The organism is Gluconobacter sp. DsW_056 (genome assembly GCF_002153595.1).
Taxonomy (GTDB): Bacteria; Pseudomonadota; Alphaproteobacteria; order Acetobacterales; family Acetobacteraceae; genus Gluconobacter; species Gluconobacter albidus.
The window spans coordinates 90,873-104,828 of record NZ_JOPF01000001.1 but is presented as its reverse complement, the minus strand read 5'-3'; the positions used below and the strand labels follow the sequence as shown (position 1 = coordinate 104,828).

Genomic DNA, 13,956 nt, shown 5'->3' with positions numbered 1-13,956 from the left:
TCCTGACGGTGTTGGGGGGGAATAGTCAATCCTGAACGGATTTTGAGGACATTTTGCGGCTGTTTTCTGCCGAACCTGAAAAACCAATCGTATCGTGATATGTTATGCCCTTATGGAAAACGATACGAAAACAGTCCGAACCGGACGGGAGCATATTGATCCCGCGTCCATCGAAGTTTCTCCCAATGCCAAGCTGATGCTGATTCTGGCGGCTGTGGTCGCTGCGATCTGCGGCGGTCTGTATGGCTATGACACCGGCATCATCTCGGGCACGTTGCCTCTGATCGGGGATGATTTCCATCTCAATGCCACCATGAAGGAATGGGTTGCTTCCGCGATCCTTCTGGGGGCGATTTTCGGGGCCTTTGGCGCGGGCAGTCTGTCGGAGAAGTTCGGGCGGCGGAACACCACCTGTCTGGTCAGTGGCGTGTTCGTGGCGGGGGCGACGGCCTGCTCGCTGGCGCCGGATGTCTGGAGCCTGATTGCGGCGCGTTTCGTGCTGGGGCTGGCGGTTGGCGGTTCGACGCAGGTCGTGCCGATGTATATTTCCGAACTGGCGCCGCAGGAGCGTCGTGGCACGCTGGTCACGATGTTCAATGTGGCGATCGGTCTGGGGATTCTGATTGCCAACATCATCGGCTTCACCCAGCGTACGGCGTGGGGCTGGCGCCCGATGGTAGGCATTGCCGCAATTCCGGCCGCAATCGTGTTCGTTTCCATGTTCTTTATGCCCAAGAGTCCGCGCTGGGCGGCTGAGAACGAAGGCATGAAGAGTGCCATCATCCAGCTTGGCCGCATTCGCACGACCAAGCGGGCCATCCGCCGGGAAGTCCAGACCATTCGCGAGAACGCGGAAGGGATCGAGCCGCAGAACCGCGGTTGGCGCGGTCTGTTCCAGCCGTGGGTGCGTCCTGCGCTTGTGGCGGCACTCGGCGTTGCGTTCTTTACGCAGTGCGGCGGGCTGGAGATGATGATCTACTATACGCCGACCTTCCTGAACGATGCGGGTTTCGGCACGTCTTCCGCCCTTCTGGCGTCGCTGGGTGTGGCGGTGATTTACTGCATCATGACGTTTCTGGGCTGCATGTTCGTGGACCGGATCGGCCGCCGTCGTCTGATGCTCATCATGGGGCCGGGGGCTGCGCTGTCACTCGTAGGGCTTGGCGTGATGTTCCTGAGCCATCCGGCTCCGGGCAGCACGGGGGCCTATCTGATCGTGGTGTTCCTGCTGCTGTTCATGATGTTCAATTCCGGCGGTATCCAGGTTTGTGGCTGGCTTTTGGGGGCCGAGATGTTCCCGCTCTCGATGCGTGGACAGGCGACCTCGCTTCATGCCGCGACGCTGTGGGGGGCTGATCTTCTGGTGACCAGCACGGCGCTGAGCATGGCTGAAGCCATCGGGCTGAGCTGGACGATGTGGTTCTATGCGTTCGTCAATCTGGCGTCTGTTATCTTTGTGTTCTTCTTCGTGCCGGAAACGGCCGGTGCGTCTCTGGAAGATATTGAAGAGGCGCTGGTTGAAAAGCGCTTCCGCCCCACGCGCGGGAATACGCGGATCGTGCAGAGCGAAGACGAGGACGTCGAAGAAGCTGCGTGATACGCTTTCCCCTTCACGCAGAAGGGGAACCGACCAATGACGGATGTTATCGCACAGAGGGTTGCTGCCGCACGACGTGGCAGCAACCCTTCTGTTATCGGGCGTATGAAATCGGGCTGGCTGGTGATCGGGGAGACGCAGCCTCTGCCGGGATACTGTCAGCTTCTGGCCGATCCGGTTGTGCCGACACTCAATGATCTGCAGGGTGAGGCGCGGGCGCAGTATCTGGCCGATATGGCGGCGGTCGGGGATGCGCTGCTGGCGGTGACTGACGCGGTGCGGATCAATTATGAGACGTGGTGCAATCTGGCGCCGTCCCTGCATACGCATATCGTGCCGCGCTATGCGTTCGAAGATCCCGAAAAAGCCACACGTCCGGCGGGGACGGTTTACGATTATGAGGCCGCGCGTCCATCCAGTGTGGAGCAGAATGGTCCGTTCATGGAGGCCATGCGCCGGTTTCTGGGACTAGCGTGAGAACAGATACCAGATCCGGAACACCGTATTTTCGGAAAACCGCTGTCGCCGGAGGGTGGGGTATCTGAACAGCAGGCGTAGACGGGCCGGGAAGGTGCGGGCCTGCGCGATATCGTTCAGCAGTCGCATCGTCGGGGCGGACAGGATTTCCGGCTGGTTCAGAAGATGCTGCACGTTCGCATGAAAGATTGTCATGAAAGCGCGGGGACCGCGTCGGCAGGCGGCCCAGGCCCGTCGGATAAAGGAGCCGGTGGCGCCGACCGTGTTATGGGCATGCTGCCGGTAGTAGCTGACACAGCGGGTGTCGAAAATGATGTCTCCGCCCGCAGCGGCCGTCAGGAGATAGGCCCACCAGTCATGCAGGATCGACGGCGGCGGCGGGTTGTTTCGCAGCAGGTGGTGTGCGGCGGCGTTCAGCAGAACCGTATGGCCTGTGGCGATGTTCTGCGTCAGGGAGGCCGGGAAATCGGGTTTGTGTCGCAGGGGCGGGGATTTCTGAAAAATCACGAGATCCGCATTCGTCAGATACTGTCGGGCGCAGTACAGGAGCGGCGTTCCAACCGGGTGATGGTTGGCGGCATCCTGTGCGGCATTCATTGCCCATTCGAGTTTCTGCGGTTCCCAGATGTCGTCCTGATCGGCGAAGGCGACATAGGGTGTATCCGGTATGGCGTCGAGCAGATGGGCATAGGACCCGGCGACGCCAAGACGTTCATGAAGGCTTGTGATTTCGATGCATCGTCCCTGTCCGGGGCCTTCGGCGAAAGCGCGCATCCGGCTTTTTGAGTTATCGGTGGAAGCATCGTCGCGCCAGTACAGGGTCCAGTCCGTATGGGTCTGGGCCAAGAGACTGGCAAGCTGCGCGTCCAGATAGGCTGTGCCGTTGTATAATGACAGCAGAATGGCGATGTGCCGGGAAGGTTCGGCCCTTTTCTGTGTCATGTTTCGGCCCCCGGGCTTAAGGCCGAAAGATGGAAAAAGGGAATCATTCCAACGCAACGCCAGAGAAAGACAGGCAGTTGCCCCCTGACGGGAGAGGGCAACGGTCGGTCAGGCTTCAGAAAACAGCTTGTGAACGATACGCGCCACGCTGTGGCGCCACTCTGGCATTTTCACACCAAAAACGCGATGGAGCTTGTCGTTGTCCATCCGGGAGTCCTGCGGACGCTTGGCGGGGGTAGGCCAGTCCTCGGTGCGGATGGCATTGACCTGCGGCATGGTCTGACCGTGTTTCGCGGCTTCTTCCAGCGCTGCGACGGCGAGGCCGTACCACGTGGTTTCGCCGGAGCCGCTGGCGTGGAAAATGCCTCTGTACTGTGGTTTCCAGCCGTCGCGTTCGATCAGGGCGATGATGGCAAGAATGGCTTCGGCCAGATCGTCCGAGCTGGTCGGGTTGCCGCTCTGGTCTCCCACCACCTTGAGCACGGGGTTTTTCGCGCCCGCATTGATCATGGTGCGCACGAAGTTCTTGCCATGGGCGGAGTAGACCCAGGCCGTGCGCAGGATGATGCTTTTGATGTTCGCGGTCAGGACGGCCTGTTCGCCTTCGGCTTTGGTGCTGCCATAGACCGTCTCGGGAGACGTGGCGTCGTCTTCGGTATAGGGCACGCCCTTGTTACCGGAGAAGACATAGTCCGTTGAGACGTGAATGAACGGGATGTCCGCCCCTGCACAGGCGGCGGCCAGCGCCGCCGGGCCGGACGTGTTGGCGCGGGCAGCGCCCTCTTTTTCTGTTTCGGCCAGATCGACAGCCGTCCAGGCGGCCGCGTTCACCACGACCGAGGGTTTATACTTTTCGAAGGCAGCGGAGATCGTTTCCGGACGGTCGAAATCGAATTCCGGCCGTCCGATGCGGATGACGCGCTCATCGCCGAGCGTCTGGAGCGACGTGGCGAGCTGACCGTTGCCGCCGGTAACGAGGATGGGACCTGTGCCTGACATGGCCATGCTCACTTTTCGTACTGGAACCAGCCTTTGGATTCCGAGAAATTCGGTGCGACCAGGTCCTTGTCGGACAGGACGGCATCTGCTTCGGAAACGGGCCAGTCGATCTTCAGTTCCGGGCAGTTCCAGATGACCGCACGTTCTGACACCTTGCTGTAGAGCGAGGTGCATTTGTACTGGACTTCGGTGTTTTCCTCGAGCGTGACGAAACCGTGCAGAAAGCCGGGCGGAACCCAGAGCTGCGACCAGTTTTCGGCAGAGAGTTCAGCACCGACCCATTTGCCATAGGTCGGCGATCCCGTGCGGGCATCGACGGCCACGTCCCAGATGGCACCGCGCGTGACGCGGACCAGCTTGCCCTGTGCGTAGGGGGCAAGCTGGCAGTGCAGGCCACGGACGACGCCCTTCTGGCGGGACAGGCTCTGGTTGTCCTGAACGAAGGGCAGCGTGATGCCGGCATCGTTCATGCGATCCACATTATAGGTTTCGGAGAAGAAGCCGCGATTGTCACCAAAACGGGGAGGCGTAACGAGAATGACCTCTGGAATGGAAAGACGTTCGACCTTCATGCTGAAGTCCTGTTCTGAGAATTGCTCAAGAGAAAGAGGGTCCGCCCGCCGGCCGATGCGGGCTGGAATCTCCGGGGGGCAATCAGCTGTCGGCCAGTTCCCGAAGCAGGCGGCCGAGTTCGGTCTTGCCCATGTTCTTGGCGTGCTCGCGAAGCTGGTCGGCGTTGATGAACTTGTTGCGGAAGGCGACCTCGGCGGGAGAGCCGACCAGCATGCCCTGACGGGACTGGATGGTCTGCACGAAGGTTCCGGCCTGCATCAGGCTGTCGGGCATGCCGGCGTCGAGCCAGGCGCAGCCGCGGCCCAGACGGTCTACCTGAAGGGTGCCTTCTTCGAGATACATGCGGTTAAGGTCGGTGATTTCCAGCTCGCCACGGGGGCTGGGCTTCACTTTCTTGGCGAAGTCCACGACGCGGTGGTCGTAGAAATATAGCCCTGTGATGGCCCAGTTGGAGTCCGGATGGGTCGGCTTTTCCTCGACCTTGAGGGCGAGGCCGCTCTCGTCGAAGGAGACCACGCCGTAGCGCTCCGGATCGCGGACCTGATAGGCGAAGACGGTTGCGCCTTCGGGGCGGTTGGAGGCTGCGCGCAGCAGGACGCCGAGATGTTCGGAGAAAATCAGGTTGTCGCCCAGCGCCAGGGCACAGGGGGCGCCCTGAATCCAGTCTTCGGCGATCAGGAAGGCCTGCGCCAGACCGTCGGGGGAGGGCTGGACGCGATATTCGAAGGTGACGCCGAACTGCGAACCGTCGCCCAGCAGTCGCTGGAACTGGGGCATGTCATGGGGCGTCGTGATGATCATGATGTCCCGGATTCCCGCCAGCATCAGCGTGGAAAGGGGATAATAGATCATTGGCTTGTCATAGACCGGCAGTAGCTGCTTGGAGGCTGCCATGGTCATGGGATACAGGCGTGTGCCCGACCCGCCGGCGAGGATGATGCCCTTCATGGGCTTGGTTTCGATGGTGCTCACTTGCTGGCTCCCAGTCTCTGGCCGGTATAGCGCTTGGAGCGGATTCCTTCCCACCAGGCGCGGTTGTCGAGATACCACTGAACCGTCTTGCGCAGACCGCTTTCGAAATCGTGCGTCGCTTTCCAGTCGAGTTCCTTCTCGGCGTGAGACGGATCGATCTCGTAGCGGAAATCATGGCCGGGGCGGTCGGTGACGAAGCGGATCAGGCGCTCGCGCGGGCCGGCCGGGTCCGGCTGAAGCTCGTCGAGGACGGCGCAGATCTTCTTGACGACTTCAAGATTAGTGCGGGGCTGGCGGGCACCGATGGCATAAGTTTCGCCGGGCTTTCCGGTTTCGACCGCCTTGACCAGAGCTTCGGCATGGTCCTCGACGAACAGCCAGTCGCGGACGTTCTCACCCTTGCCGTAAACCGGAAGATCGCGGCCTTCGATCGCATTGATCGTGACCAGCGGGATCAGTTTTTCCGGGAAGTGCCAGATGCCGTAATTATTGGTGGTGTTGGTGACGAAGGTCGGCAGGCCGTAGGTGTGGAACCAGGCGCGGACCAGATGGTCGGACGACGCCTTGGAGGCCGAGTACGGGCTGCGGGGATCGTAGGGGGTGGTTTCGGTGAAGGGTGGATCGTTCGGCTCCAGATGGCCGAAGACTTCGTCCGTGGAAATATGATGGAAGCGGAAGGCCTGCTTTTCGGAGTCTCCCAGTGTGTTCCAGTATTTGCGGGCCGCTTCGAGCAGGGAGTAGGTGCCGACGACGTTTGTCTGGATGAAAATGCCGGGGCCGTCGATCGAGCGGTCCACATGGCTTTCGGCCGCGAGATGCATGACGGCGTCGGGGCGGTATTCCTCGAACAGGCGCTGCATTTCCACGCCGTTCACAATATTGGCACGGGCGTGGGAGTAACGGGGATCGCCTGCGACTTCGCTGACGGTATCTTCCGAGGCTGCATAAGTCATGCAGTCAACATTCAGGACCGAATGGTCCGTGTTCCGGATCAGATGGCGTATCACGGCCGATCCTATGAAGCCGCAACCGCCTGTCAGCAAAATCCGCATTTGAACCTCTTGGTTAAAATCAGGGTCTGAACCCCTGCAGAGTTATTTGATCTTACAGTGTTGTTGGAACAGCGCAAATAACGCTGCGAGAGCTTCGGCAACATCGCTAAGATGATTTTCACGGACTGCTTTCGCCTCTCGCGCTGGCCGGGCTGATGGGCTAATCCCACAGTCGTGCGGAGGCAGGAGAGGCAGGCATGCTGGCTGATACTTTGACACGCTCCCTGACGGATGTTCTGGAGCGGCCCGATCTGCGGGTGATTGCGGACGGGCTGGTTCCGATCCTGGATGTGTCACTGCCGCTTCCGTTCCGGATCGAGGGAGAACTGGTGCCGGGGCAGGCTTTCTGTCTGCACACCGCGACGCTCAAGCTCGGCGCGCTGTGTCTTGAGGCGCCGCGCCTTACGCCGACTTTCCTGCGTCATGCCATTGAACTGATGCGACTTCTGGAGCCGGGCGCCAATCCGTTTCTGGCCAGTTTTGCCGCGGCGCGCGTGGCGGTGCTGTTTCATGCGCTTGATACCGGAGATGTCGCCCCGCTTCCGTCCTGGCTGGCCGTGTTTGCGGGCGACGTGCCCGACGTGCCGAGCCTGTTGCAGAGCTGGGAGACGCTGAGCGCGTTTCTGCCGGATCTGCCGCCTTTCACGTTGGCCGAAGCCGGACGTCTGCAAGGGATTCTGGCCCGGTTGTGGCCTGTTCTGGCGCCCGCCGAAAGCCTGATGAGTGGGGGCGGGGATTCCCGGCTGGCCGTTGATCCGCATACCGGGCTGAACCGGTATTCCAGCTCCCATCGTCCCCGGCCCTGGGCGATCACTTTTGGGTCATCGACGGCGTCTTCGCTGTCCGAACGGGGATTTGGGGGCGCGGAGGCCGCCCGACGCATCATGATGAGTGCGCTTCTGGCCAAGCAGGACCCGGATCTGGTGCAGGAAGGTGTTGTGCGCCGGGCCCGCGCGGCTATCGGGGCCCATTATGATCTGCCGGAAGATGCCGTTCTGCTGTCGGCGTCCGGGACGGACTGTGAACTTGCGGTTCTGGCGCTTGTCGCGGCGGGGACAGGGCGTCCGGTAACGTCCATTCTTCTGGCTCCCGATGAAACGGGCAGCGGGGTGCCTCTTGCGGCCTGTGGACGGCATTTCGCGACGGACAGTGCCTGTTCCACGTTGGTAGGCAAAGGCGAGGTGATCGAAGGGTTTTCTCCGGAAACGCGATTGATTGGTGTCGATATCCGTGCGGCTGATGGCACGGCGCGGCCCGTTGTGGAAATCAACGCGCAATGTGCGGCCTTGGTGCTGCGGGAGGTGGCCGAGGGACGTCATGTGCTGCTACATCGGCTGGACCAGTCCAAGACCGGGCTTGCGGCGCCGGACATGGATCTTGTCTGGGAATTGTGTACCGAGCTGGGCGACCGGCTCAGCGTGGTTGTGGATGTCTGTCAGGCGCGACTGAGTCCGTCGCGGGTGGCGGACTGGGTGGAGCGGGGAATCATCGTCATGGTGACCGGCTCCAAGTTCTTTACCGGGCCGCCGTTTTGCGGGGCTATTCTCCTTCCCCCCGAAATCCGCCGTCGTTTGCCGTCCCTGTCACTTCCGAAAGGATTGCAGGCCTATGGCAACCGCGATGAGTGGCCGGAAGGTGCGGATGCTTCGGCGCTCAATAACGGTCACAATATCGGACTGGCCCTGCGCTGGTATGCGGCGCTGGCCGAAATGGACGCGCTGTTTGCGCTGCCCGATCCGGTCATTCGCAATCGTCTGACGCGGTTCATGACGGAGGCCGTTGCCATGGTGCGTGCCCGTCCCGTCCTGACCATCCTGCCCATGGGAACGCCTTTTGATGACGGGCGCTGGGATGCCGTTCCGACCATCCTGTCGTTTCTGGTGGAGGACCCGCATGCGCCCGGCCAGCCCCTTGCGCTGGAAGATGCGCGACGGGTGCATCGCTGGCTGAATGCGGATCTGTCGCCCTGGGTGGCGGAAGGAGAGGGCAGTCTGCTCTGTGTTCTGGGTCAGCCCGTCCCGGTGCCGCATCCGATGCTGGATGGACCGGCGGGGGCGCTGCGTTTGTGTGCGGGCGCGCGGCTGGTTTCGGGAGAGCCGTCGCATGAAGGGCTGGACGAGGAGCGCCGCTTGCAGCGCGAATGCATGGATGCGCGCCGGGTGCTTGGAAAACTGGAACTGATCCTGAAACACTGGGATGTTCTGCTGGACGCGAACCCTGTCCCCCGTTACGCCCCATTAGCATGACGCAGACAGATAAAGCGGTCCCGCACGGGCATTTTCTCGATACGCCGGAATTGCCGAAGGGCGTTACCCGGTTCTGGATGATTCGCCACGCGGTCGTGGAAGCCAGTGCGCGCAAGACGATGTATGGGGCGCTCGATGTGCCGCTGTGCCGGGAAGCGATGGCAAGCCAGCAGGGCGGCTATGCCACGCTGGCGCGGCGTCTGCCGACTGATGCGCTGTGGTACAGTTCACCGCTCCAGCGCGCGCGCGACACGGCGAGCGAAATCCGTAAGGCGGGAGCATTTTCTCAGGATGTGACGATTGACGGCCGTTTCATCGAACAGTCGATCGGGGAATGGCATGGAACGCCGCATACGGAGTTCATGTCTCTGCTGCGTCTGCCGCCCAATCCGTTCTGGTCCATTTCTGCCTGTGAACTGCCGCCGGGCGGGGAGAGCATGCTGGATGTCTGTGCGCGTGTGGCGCATGGTCTGGAGGATCTGGCGAATGCCCATGAAGGTGAGGACATGGTTGTCGTCAGTCATGGAGGAGCCATCCGCGCGGCTCTGGCGCATGCGCTGGGCGTTCATCCCGATACGGCACTGCGGTTTTCGATCCAGAACCTGTCCATTACCATTCTGGAGCGTATCGATTGCCTGTGGCGTGTCGTGACGGTTAACGAACTGCCAGATTTCCGGGGCTGAACTTGCGGGGGCAGTCTCTGGCTTTCAGGGGCTGCCGAAAAGCACAAAAAGACCCTTGGCGGGCTTTGGAAATTCAGTATGAATTTTTTTGGAAATAACCGGAGACGGGCATGGTGGGCACACAAGGGCTCGAACCTTGGACCCGCTGATTAAGAGTCAGCTGCTCTACCAACTGAGCTATGTGCCCATGGCCCGTCTACCGGTGGAGCGGCTTATAGCGGGATTTTGCTGGAAGCTGCAAGAGGTTTTTCTTCTTTTCTTCGCGTCTGGTCTGAAAAAGAAGAAAAACCTTGTTTTTCAGTGTGTTATTTCCGGTTGAGGAGGCGCATGACGCTTTCGAACTGCTCCAGGGACGTATAGTCGATCTTCAGGGAGCCGCCCTTTTTGCCGTTATAGGAAATATGGACTTTCAGGCCGAGGCGGGAGGAGAGGTCGTTTTCGATCTGCAGGATTTCCGCGTCCCGGGCCTTTTTGGCCGGGGTCGTGGTTTCTTTGCCGCTGGTAAGGGCTTCCGTCTGGCGGACGTTCAGGCCGCGGGCGATGACGAGTTTGGCGGCAGCGACCGGATCGGAATGGGTGAGCAGGGCGCGCGCGTGACCGGCTGTGAGGTCGCCGTTGCGGACATGCGCGCGGACTTCCGGCGGCAGGTTCAGCAGGCGCATGGTGTTGGTGATGTGCGGGCGGGACTTGCCGACGGCTCCGGCCAGTTCTTCCTGCGTCAGGGTGTAGTCCGTGACGAGGCGTTGCAGGCCTTCGGCTTCTTCGATCGGGTTGAGATCCGCGCGCTGGAGGTTTTCGACCAAAGCTGCGGCCATAGCGTCCGTATCGTCCAGTTCGCGGATATGGACGGGGACGCTGTGCAGGCCTGCGAGCTGTGAGGCGCGCCAGCGGCGCTCACCGGCGATGATCTGGTAATGACCCGGCTTTTCCGGATCGGGGCGGACGAGCAGGGGTTGCAGGACGCCGCGTGAGCGGATGGAGTCGGCCAGTTCGGACAGGCGTTCGGGGTTCATGTCCTGTCGCGGCTGGAAGGGGCTTGGGGCCAGAACATCCACGGGCAGGGACGAATGCTGCTGCGGCTGGGCGTTTGCGCGTGTGGCGCGGGCCAGTTGCGGCGCCTGATCGCCCAGAAGGGCTGCGAGGCCGCGACCAAGACGCGGGGAACTGTCCTTTTTGGCCATCGCCGGTTACGCCTTTGTCTTGTTCTTGTTGCGTTTGATCAGCTCGTCCGCCAGCGCCAGATAGGCGATGGCGCCTGTGGAGCGGGCGTCGTAATCCAGCACCGGGCTGCCATGGCTCTGGGCTTCGGAAATGCGGATATTGCGCGGGATGATCGTCTCGAACACCTGATCGCCAAAGAAGCCGCGCGCATCCTGCGCCACGAGTTCAGAGAGGTTGTTGCGCCGGTCGTACATCGTCAGGATGATGCCTTCGAGATGCAGGTCTGCGTTGAAGGCGCGGCGGACGCGGTCGATGGTCCGGACGAGCTGGCTGATGCCTTCGAGCGCAAAGAACTCGCATTGCAGCGGCACGATCACGCTGTCGGACGCGACCAGCGCGTTGAGCGTCAGCAGGCCGAGGCTGGGCGGACAGTCGATCAGGATCGTGTCGTAATGGCCTTCAAGCGCATGCAGGGCGTCGCGCAGACGGTATTCGCGGCGCTCGTCCCCGATCATTTCAAGCTCTGCGCCGGCCAGTTCGTTGTTGGCCGTGATGATCGAGAGATTCTCGAACGCGGTCGGCTGGGGCAGGGCATGGGGTTCGGCTTCCACCATCAGCGCGGCATAGGTGCCGGTGTTGCGCTGGTCGTAGTCGATGCCCAGGCCGGTTGAGGCGTTGCCCTGGGGGTCCAGATCCACGAGCAGGACGCGCTGTCCCTGACGGGCGAGGCCTGCTGCCAGATTGATGGTGGTGGTGGTTTTGCCGACGCCTCCCTTCTGGTTGGTGACAGCAATGATCCGGTTGGTGGGGGATTCGGTTTTAGACGACACGCTTGAAATCACTGACCTTGATGATGGCTCCGCCGGGGTCGGTGCGGCTGGGAACAATGGTGTGGCTCATGTGCCAGTCGGCGCTTGCCTCGGTCAACTCGGCCTGCGCCTTCTGACCTTTCAGAAACAGGCAGAACCCGTCTTCTTTCAGCAATGGCCGTGCCCAGTCCAGGAGCCTGTTGAGGGGGGCCAGCGCCCGGGCCGTGATGATGTCGGCCGGAGGGGGGGTGGCGGCTTCGATACGTTTGGCGATGACCGTCACCTTCGCGTCGCAGATGCGTCCGGCTTCCCGCAGGAAGGCGCATTTGCGCTGGTCCGATTCGATCAGGGTGACGGGGTTTCCTGTGGCGATGGCCAGAATGATGCCCGGAAAACCGCCGCCCGAACCCATATCGGTGATGGTGGCACCTTCGGAGATCAGTTCGGCAAGCTGGAGGCTGTCCTCGATATGACGGGGCCAAAGCTGGGCAATGTCCCGCGGGCTGACGAGATTGATTTTTGCGTTCCACTGCACGAGCAGGTCGGCGAAGCGATCCAGCCTTTCGTGTGTTTCACGTGAAACGGTGGTCATGACAGGGTCCTTACATGGGCCAGCAGGGCGACCAGCGCGGCAGGTGTGACCCCGCGCACGCGCTGTGCTGCGGCGAAACTGGTCGGGCGGGCCTGGAAAAAACGCTCGCGCATTTCGCTGCTCAGGCCGCCGATGGCAGTGTAATCCAGATCAGCCGGAAGGGCGATGGCACTTTCCGATGCGAGCTGTCGAATTTCACGATCCTGCCGGTGAAGATAGCCGCCATAGCGGGCCTCGGTCTCGACATGGCGGCGGACGCGCAGGGGAAGTTCGCCGAACCACGGGGCCAGCGTGTTCAGGATCGTGTGGTCGCCGTTGCTGGCGAGGACATCCAGAACCGTGCGCCGGCGGCCATCCAGAGAGACTTCGAAACCGACGTCGCGGAGGGCCTGCGGCAGGAAGGTTGTTTCGGCGGCGCGGGCCATGGCGGCGTCGAGTTCGGCTTTCTGGGCGGTGAAAGCGGCTTCGCGTTCGGACAGGACGCAGCCTGCGGCGATTCCTTTGGGCGTCAGGCGTAGGTCGGCATTATCCGCGCGCAGGGTGAGACGATACTCGGCGCGGGATGTGAACATGCGATAGGGTTCGCTGATTCCGTGCAGCGTCAGGTCGTCGATCATGACGCCGAGATAGGCGTCGCTTCGGTCTAGCGTCAGCGCCTCGTTTCCGGCCGTGGCGCGGGCGGCGTTCAGGCCTGCGAGGAGGCCCTGTGCGCCGGCTTCTTCGTAGCCGGTCGTGCCGTTGATCTGTCCGGCAAGATACAGGCCCGGCAGGCGGCGCAGTTGCAGGGATGGCAGAAGCTCACGCGGGTCCACGTAATCATATTCGACGGCATAGCCTGCCGTGACGATGCGGGCGTTTTCCAGACCGGGCATGGTCGCGATCATGGCGGCCTGCACGTCGGCGGGCAAACTGGTGCTGATACCGTTGGGATAGACCAGATCGCCGCCCGGATTGCCGGGCAGGGCTTCAGGTTCCAGAAAGACTTGATGCGAGCTGCGGTCGGCGAAGCGGACCACCTTGTCTTCGATGGACGGGCAGTAGCGTGGGCCGCGGCCGGCGATGGCGCCGCCATACATGGCCGAGCGGTGCAGGTTCTCGGTGATGATCCTGTGGGTCTCGGCGGTGGTCTGGGTGATGCGGCAGACGACCTGCGGGTTGGTGATGGCCGTCGTTATGGGGCTGAAGGCCTCGGGCTCGGCATCGCCGGGATCGGCCGGGAGGTTTTCCCAGTCGATGCTGTCTTTGGCCAGACGCGGCGGTGTGCCGGTCTTGAGGCGGCCCATCTGGAGGCCGAGCGCATAGAGCCGTTCGCCCAGACGCTTGGCCGGAGCCTCACCGATGCGTCCGGCGTCTGTCTGGGTGTGGCCGACATGGATGACGCCGCGCAGGAAGGTTCCGGCGGTCAGGACGACGGCGCCGCAGCGAAACGCGCGACCGTCTTCGCAGATGACGCCTGTGATGTGGCCGTTCTCTTCGATCAGGTCTCCGGCGGCGCCTTCGAGGATCGTCAGATTGGGTGTGGCGGCGAGCAGATCCTGAATGGCGGCGCGGTAGAGGGAGCGGTCAGCCTGGGCGCGGGGGCCGTGAACGGCCGGGCCCTTGGAGCGGTTGAGCAGTTTGAAATGGATGCCTGCGCGGTCTGCGGCTTTACCCATCAGGCCGTCGAGCGCGTCGATTTCGCGCACGAGATGGCCCTTACCGATCCCGCCGATGGCCGGGTTGCAGGACATGGCGCCGATCGTTTCAAGCCGATGGGTGAGCAGCAGGGTGCGCGCGCCGAAACGGGCCGATGCCGCTGCAGCTTCACATCCGGCATGACCGCCGCCGATCACGATGACGTCGAAATCGCTCAC

13 protein-coding genes and 1 tRNA gene are annotated in these 13,956 nt (G+C 62.1%); 4 read left to right on the top strand and 10 right to left on the bottom strand.

From position 1 onward, the window contains the following. Positions 1 to 112 precede the first annotated feature (112 nt). Both HK22_RS00525 and HK22_RS00520 read left to right on the top strand, forming a co-directional pair. Positions 113 to 1,597: a sugar porter family MFS transporter gene (locus HK22_RS00525; protein ID WP_198945440.1), complete on the top strand. Its 1,485-nt coding sequence runs from the start codon at positions 113 to 115 to the stop codon at positions 1,595 to 1,597. Between the two features lie 36 nt (positions 1,598 to 1,633). After that, positions 1,634 to 2,074 (top strand): HIT family protein, encoded by a 441-nt coding sequence (locus tag HK22_RS00520; protein WP_086647948.1) that lies wholly within the window; start codon positions 1,634 to 1,636, stop codon positions 2,072 to 2,074. On the opposite strand, the gene HK22_RS00515 is transcribed toward HK22_RS00520, so the two are convergent. The 5 genes from HK22_RS00515 to rfbB form a co-directional block, all read right to left on the bottom strand. Continuing rightward, positions 2,066 to 3,016 carry a glycosyltransferase gene (locus HK22_RS00515; protein ID WP_086647947.1) on the bottom strand — a complete coding sequence of 317 codons (951 nt, stop codon included), beginning with the start codon at positions 3,014 to 3,016 and terminating at the stop codon, positions 2,066 to 2,068. The genes HK22_RS00520 and HK22_RS00515 overlap by 9 nt on opposite strands. Positions 3,017 to 3,124: 108 nt before the next feature. Continuing rightward, positions 3,125 to 4,015, bottom strand: coding sequence for a dTDP-4-dehydrorhamnose reductase (gene rfbD, locus HK22_RS00510; RefSeq protein ID WP_086647994.1), 891 nt, complete (start codon positions 4,013 to 4,015; stop codon positions 3,125 to 3,127). Between the two features lie 8 nt (positions 4,016 to 4,023). Further along, complete coding sequence (rfbC, locus tag HK22_RS00505; protein WP_062107152.1) at positions 4,024 to 4,587, bottom strand: dTDP-4-dehydrorhamnose 3,5-epimerase; 564 nt, start codon at positions 4,585 to 4,587, stop codon at positions 4,024 to 4,026. Between the two features lie 82 nt (positions 4,588 to 4,669). Continuing rightward, complete coding sequence (gene rfbA, locus HK22_RS00500) at positions 4,670 to 5,536, bottom strand: glucose-1-phosphate thymidylyltransferase RfbA (RefSeq protein WP_062107195.1); 867 nt, start codon at positions 5,534 to 5,536, stop codon at positions 4,670 to 4,672. A gap of 20 nt (positions 5,537 to 5,556) precedes the next feature. After that, complete coding sequence (rfbB, locus tag HK22_RS00495; protein WP_086647946.1) at positions 5,557 to 6,612, bottom strand: dTDP-glucose 4,6-dehydratase; 1,056 nt, start codon at positions 6,610 to 6,612, stop codon at positions 5,557 to 5,559. Between the two features lie 197 nt (positions 6,613 to 6,809). On the opposite strand from rfbB, the gene HK22_RS00490 reads away from it, so the two are divergent. Together HK22_RS00490 and HK22_RS00485 are read left to right on the top strand one after the other, a co-directional pair. Next, positions 6,810 to 8,858, top strand: a complete 2,049-nt coding sequence (locus HK22_RS00490) for a hypothetical protein (RefSeq protein ID WP_086647945.1) — start codon at positions 6,810 to 6,812, stop codon at positions 8,856 to 8,858. After that, positions 8,855 to 9,541: a histidine phosphatase family protein gene (locus HK22_RS00485; protein WP_062107145.1), complete on the top strand. Its 687-nt coding sequence runs from the start codon at positions 8,855 to 8,857 to the stop codon at positions 9,539 to 9,541. The genes HK22_RS00490 and HK22_RS00485 overlap by 4 nt, the downstream gene beginning before the upstream one ends. Before the next feature lie 111 nt (positions 9,542 to 9,652). Here the strand turns inward: HK22_RS00485 and HK22_RS00480 are convergent. The 5 genes from HK22_RS00480 to mnmG all read right to left on the bottom strand — a co-directional run bounded on the left by HK22_RS00480 (position 9,653) and on the right by mnmG (position 13,956). After that, positions 9,653 to 9,728, bottom strand: a tRNA-Lys gene (locus HK22_RS00480). A 118-nt stretch (positions 9,729 to 9,846) separates the two neighbouring features. Continuing rightward, entirely contained in the window at positions 9,847 to 10,722 is an 876-nt protein-coding gene (locus HK22_RS00475; protein ID WP_062107143.1) for a ParB/RepB/Spo0J family partition protein, read from the bottom strand. Between the two features lie 6 nt (positions 10,723 to 10,728). Beyond that, entirely contained in the window at positions 10,729 to 11,532 is an 804-nt protein-coding gene (locus HK22_RS00470; protein ID WP_086647944.1) for a ParA family protein, read from the bottom strand. Then, positions 11,522 to 12,103, bottom strand: a complete 582-nt coding sequence (gene rsmG / locus HK22_RS00465; protein ID WP_086647943.1) for a 16S rRNA (guanine(527)-N(7))-methyltransferase RsmG — start codon at positions 12,101 to 12,103, stop codon at positions 11,522 to 11,524. Before rsmG ends, HK22_RS00470 begins: the two co-directional genes overlap by 11 nt. Beyond that, positions 12,100 to 13,956, bottom strand: a complete 1,857-nt coding sequence (gene mnmG, locus HK22_RS00460; protein WP_086647942.1) for a tRNA uridine-5-carboxymethylaminomethyl(34) synthesis enzyme MnmG — start codon at positions 13,954 to 13,956, stop codon at positions 12,100 to 12,102. The genes rsmG and mnmG overlap by 4 nt, the downstream gene beginning before the upstream one ends.

Coding starts and splice junctions, on each gene's coding strand:
- HK22_RS00525 (WP_198945440.1), top strand. CDS start 113: ATGGAAAACGATACGAAAACAGTCCGAACCGGACGGGAGCATATTGAT.
- HK22_RS00520 (WP_086647948.1), top strand. CDS start 1,634: ATGACGGATGTTATCGCACAGAGGGTTGCTGCCGCACGACGTGGCAGC.
- HK22_RS00515 (WP_086647947.1), bottom strand. CDS start 3,016: ATGACACAGAAAAGGGCCGAACCTTCCCGGCACATCGCCATTCTGCTG.
- rfbD (WP_086647994.1), bottom strand. CDS start 4,015: ATGTCAGGCACAGGTCCCATCCTCGTTACCGGCGGCAACGGTCAGCTC.
- rfbC (WP_062107152.1), bottom strand. CDS start 4,587: ATGAAGGTCGAACGTCTTTCCATTCCAGAGGTCATTCTCGTTACGCCT.
- rfbA (WP_062107195.1), bottom strand. CDS start 5,536: ATGAAGGGCATCATCCTCGCCGGCGGGTCGGGCACACGCCTGTATCCC.
- rfbB (WP_086647946.1), bottom strand. CDS start 6,612: ATGCGGATTTTGCTGACAGGCGGTTGCGGCTTCATAGGATCGGCCGTG.
- HK22_RS00490 (WP_086647945.1), top strand. CDS start 6,810: ATGCTGGCTGATACTTTGACACGCTCCCTGACGGATGTTCTGGAGCGG.
- HK22_RS00485 (WP_062107145.1), top strand. CDS start 8,855: ATGACGCAGACAGATAAAGCGGTCCCGCACGGGCATTTTCTCGATACG.
- HK22_RS00475 (WP_062107143.1), bottom strand. CDS start 10,722: ATGGCCAAAAAGGACAGTTCCCCGCGTCTTGGTCGCGGCCTCGCAGCC.
- rsmG (WP_086647943.1), bottom strand. CDS start 12,103: ATGACCACCGTTTCACGTGAAACACACGAAAGGCTGGATCGCTTCGCC.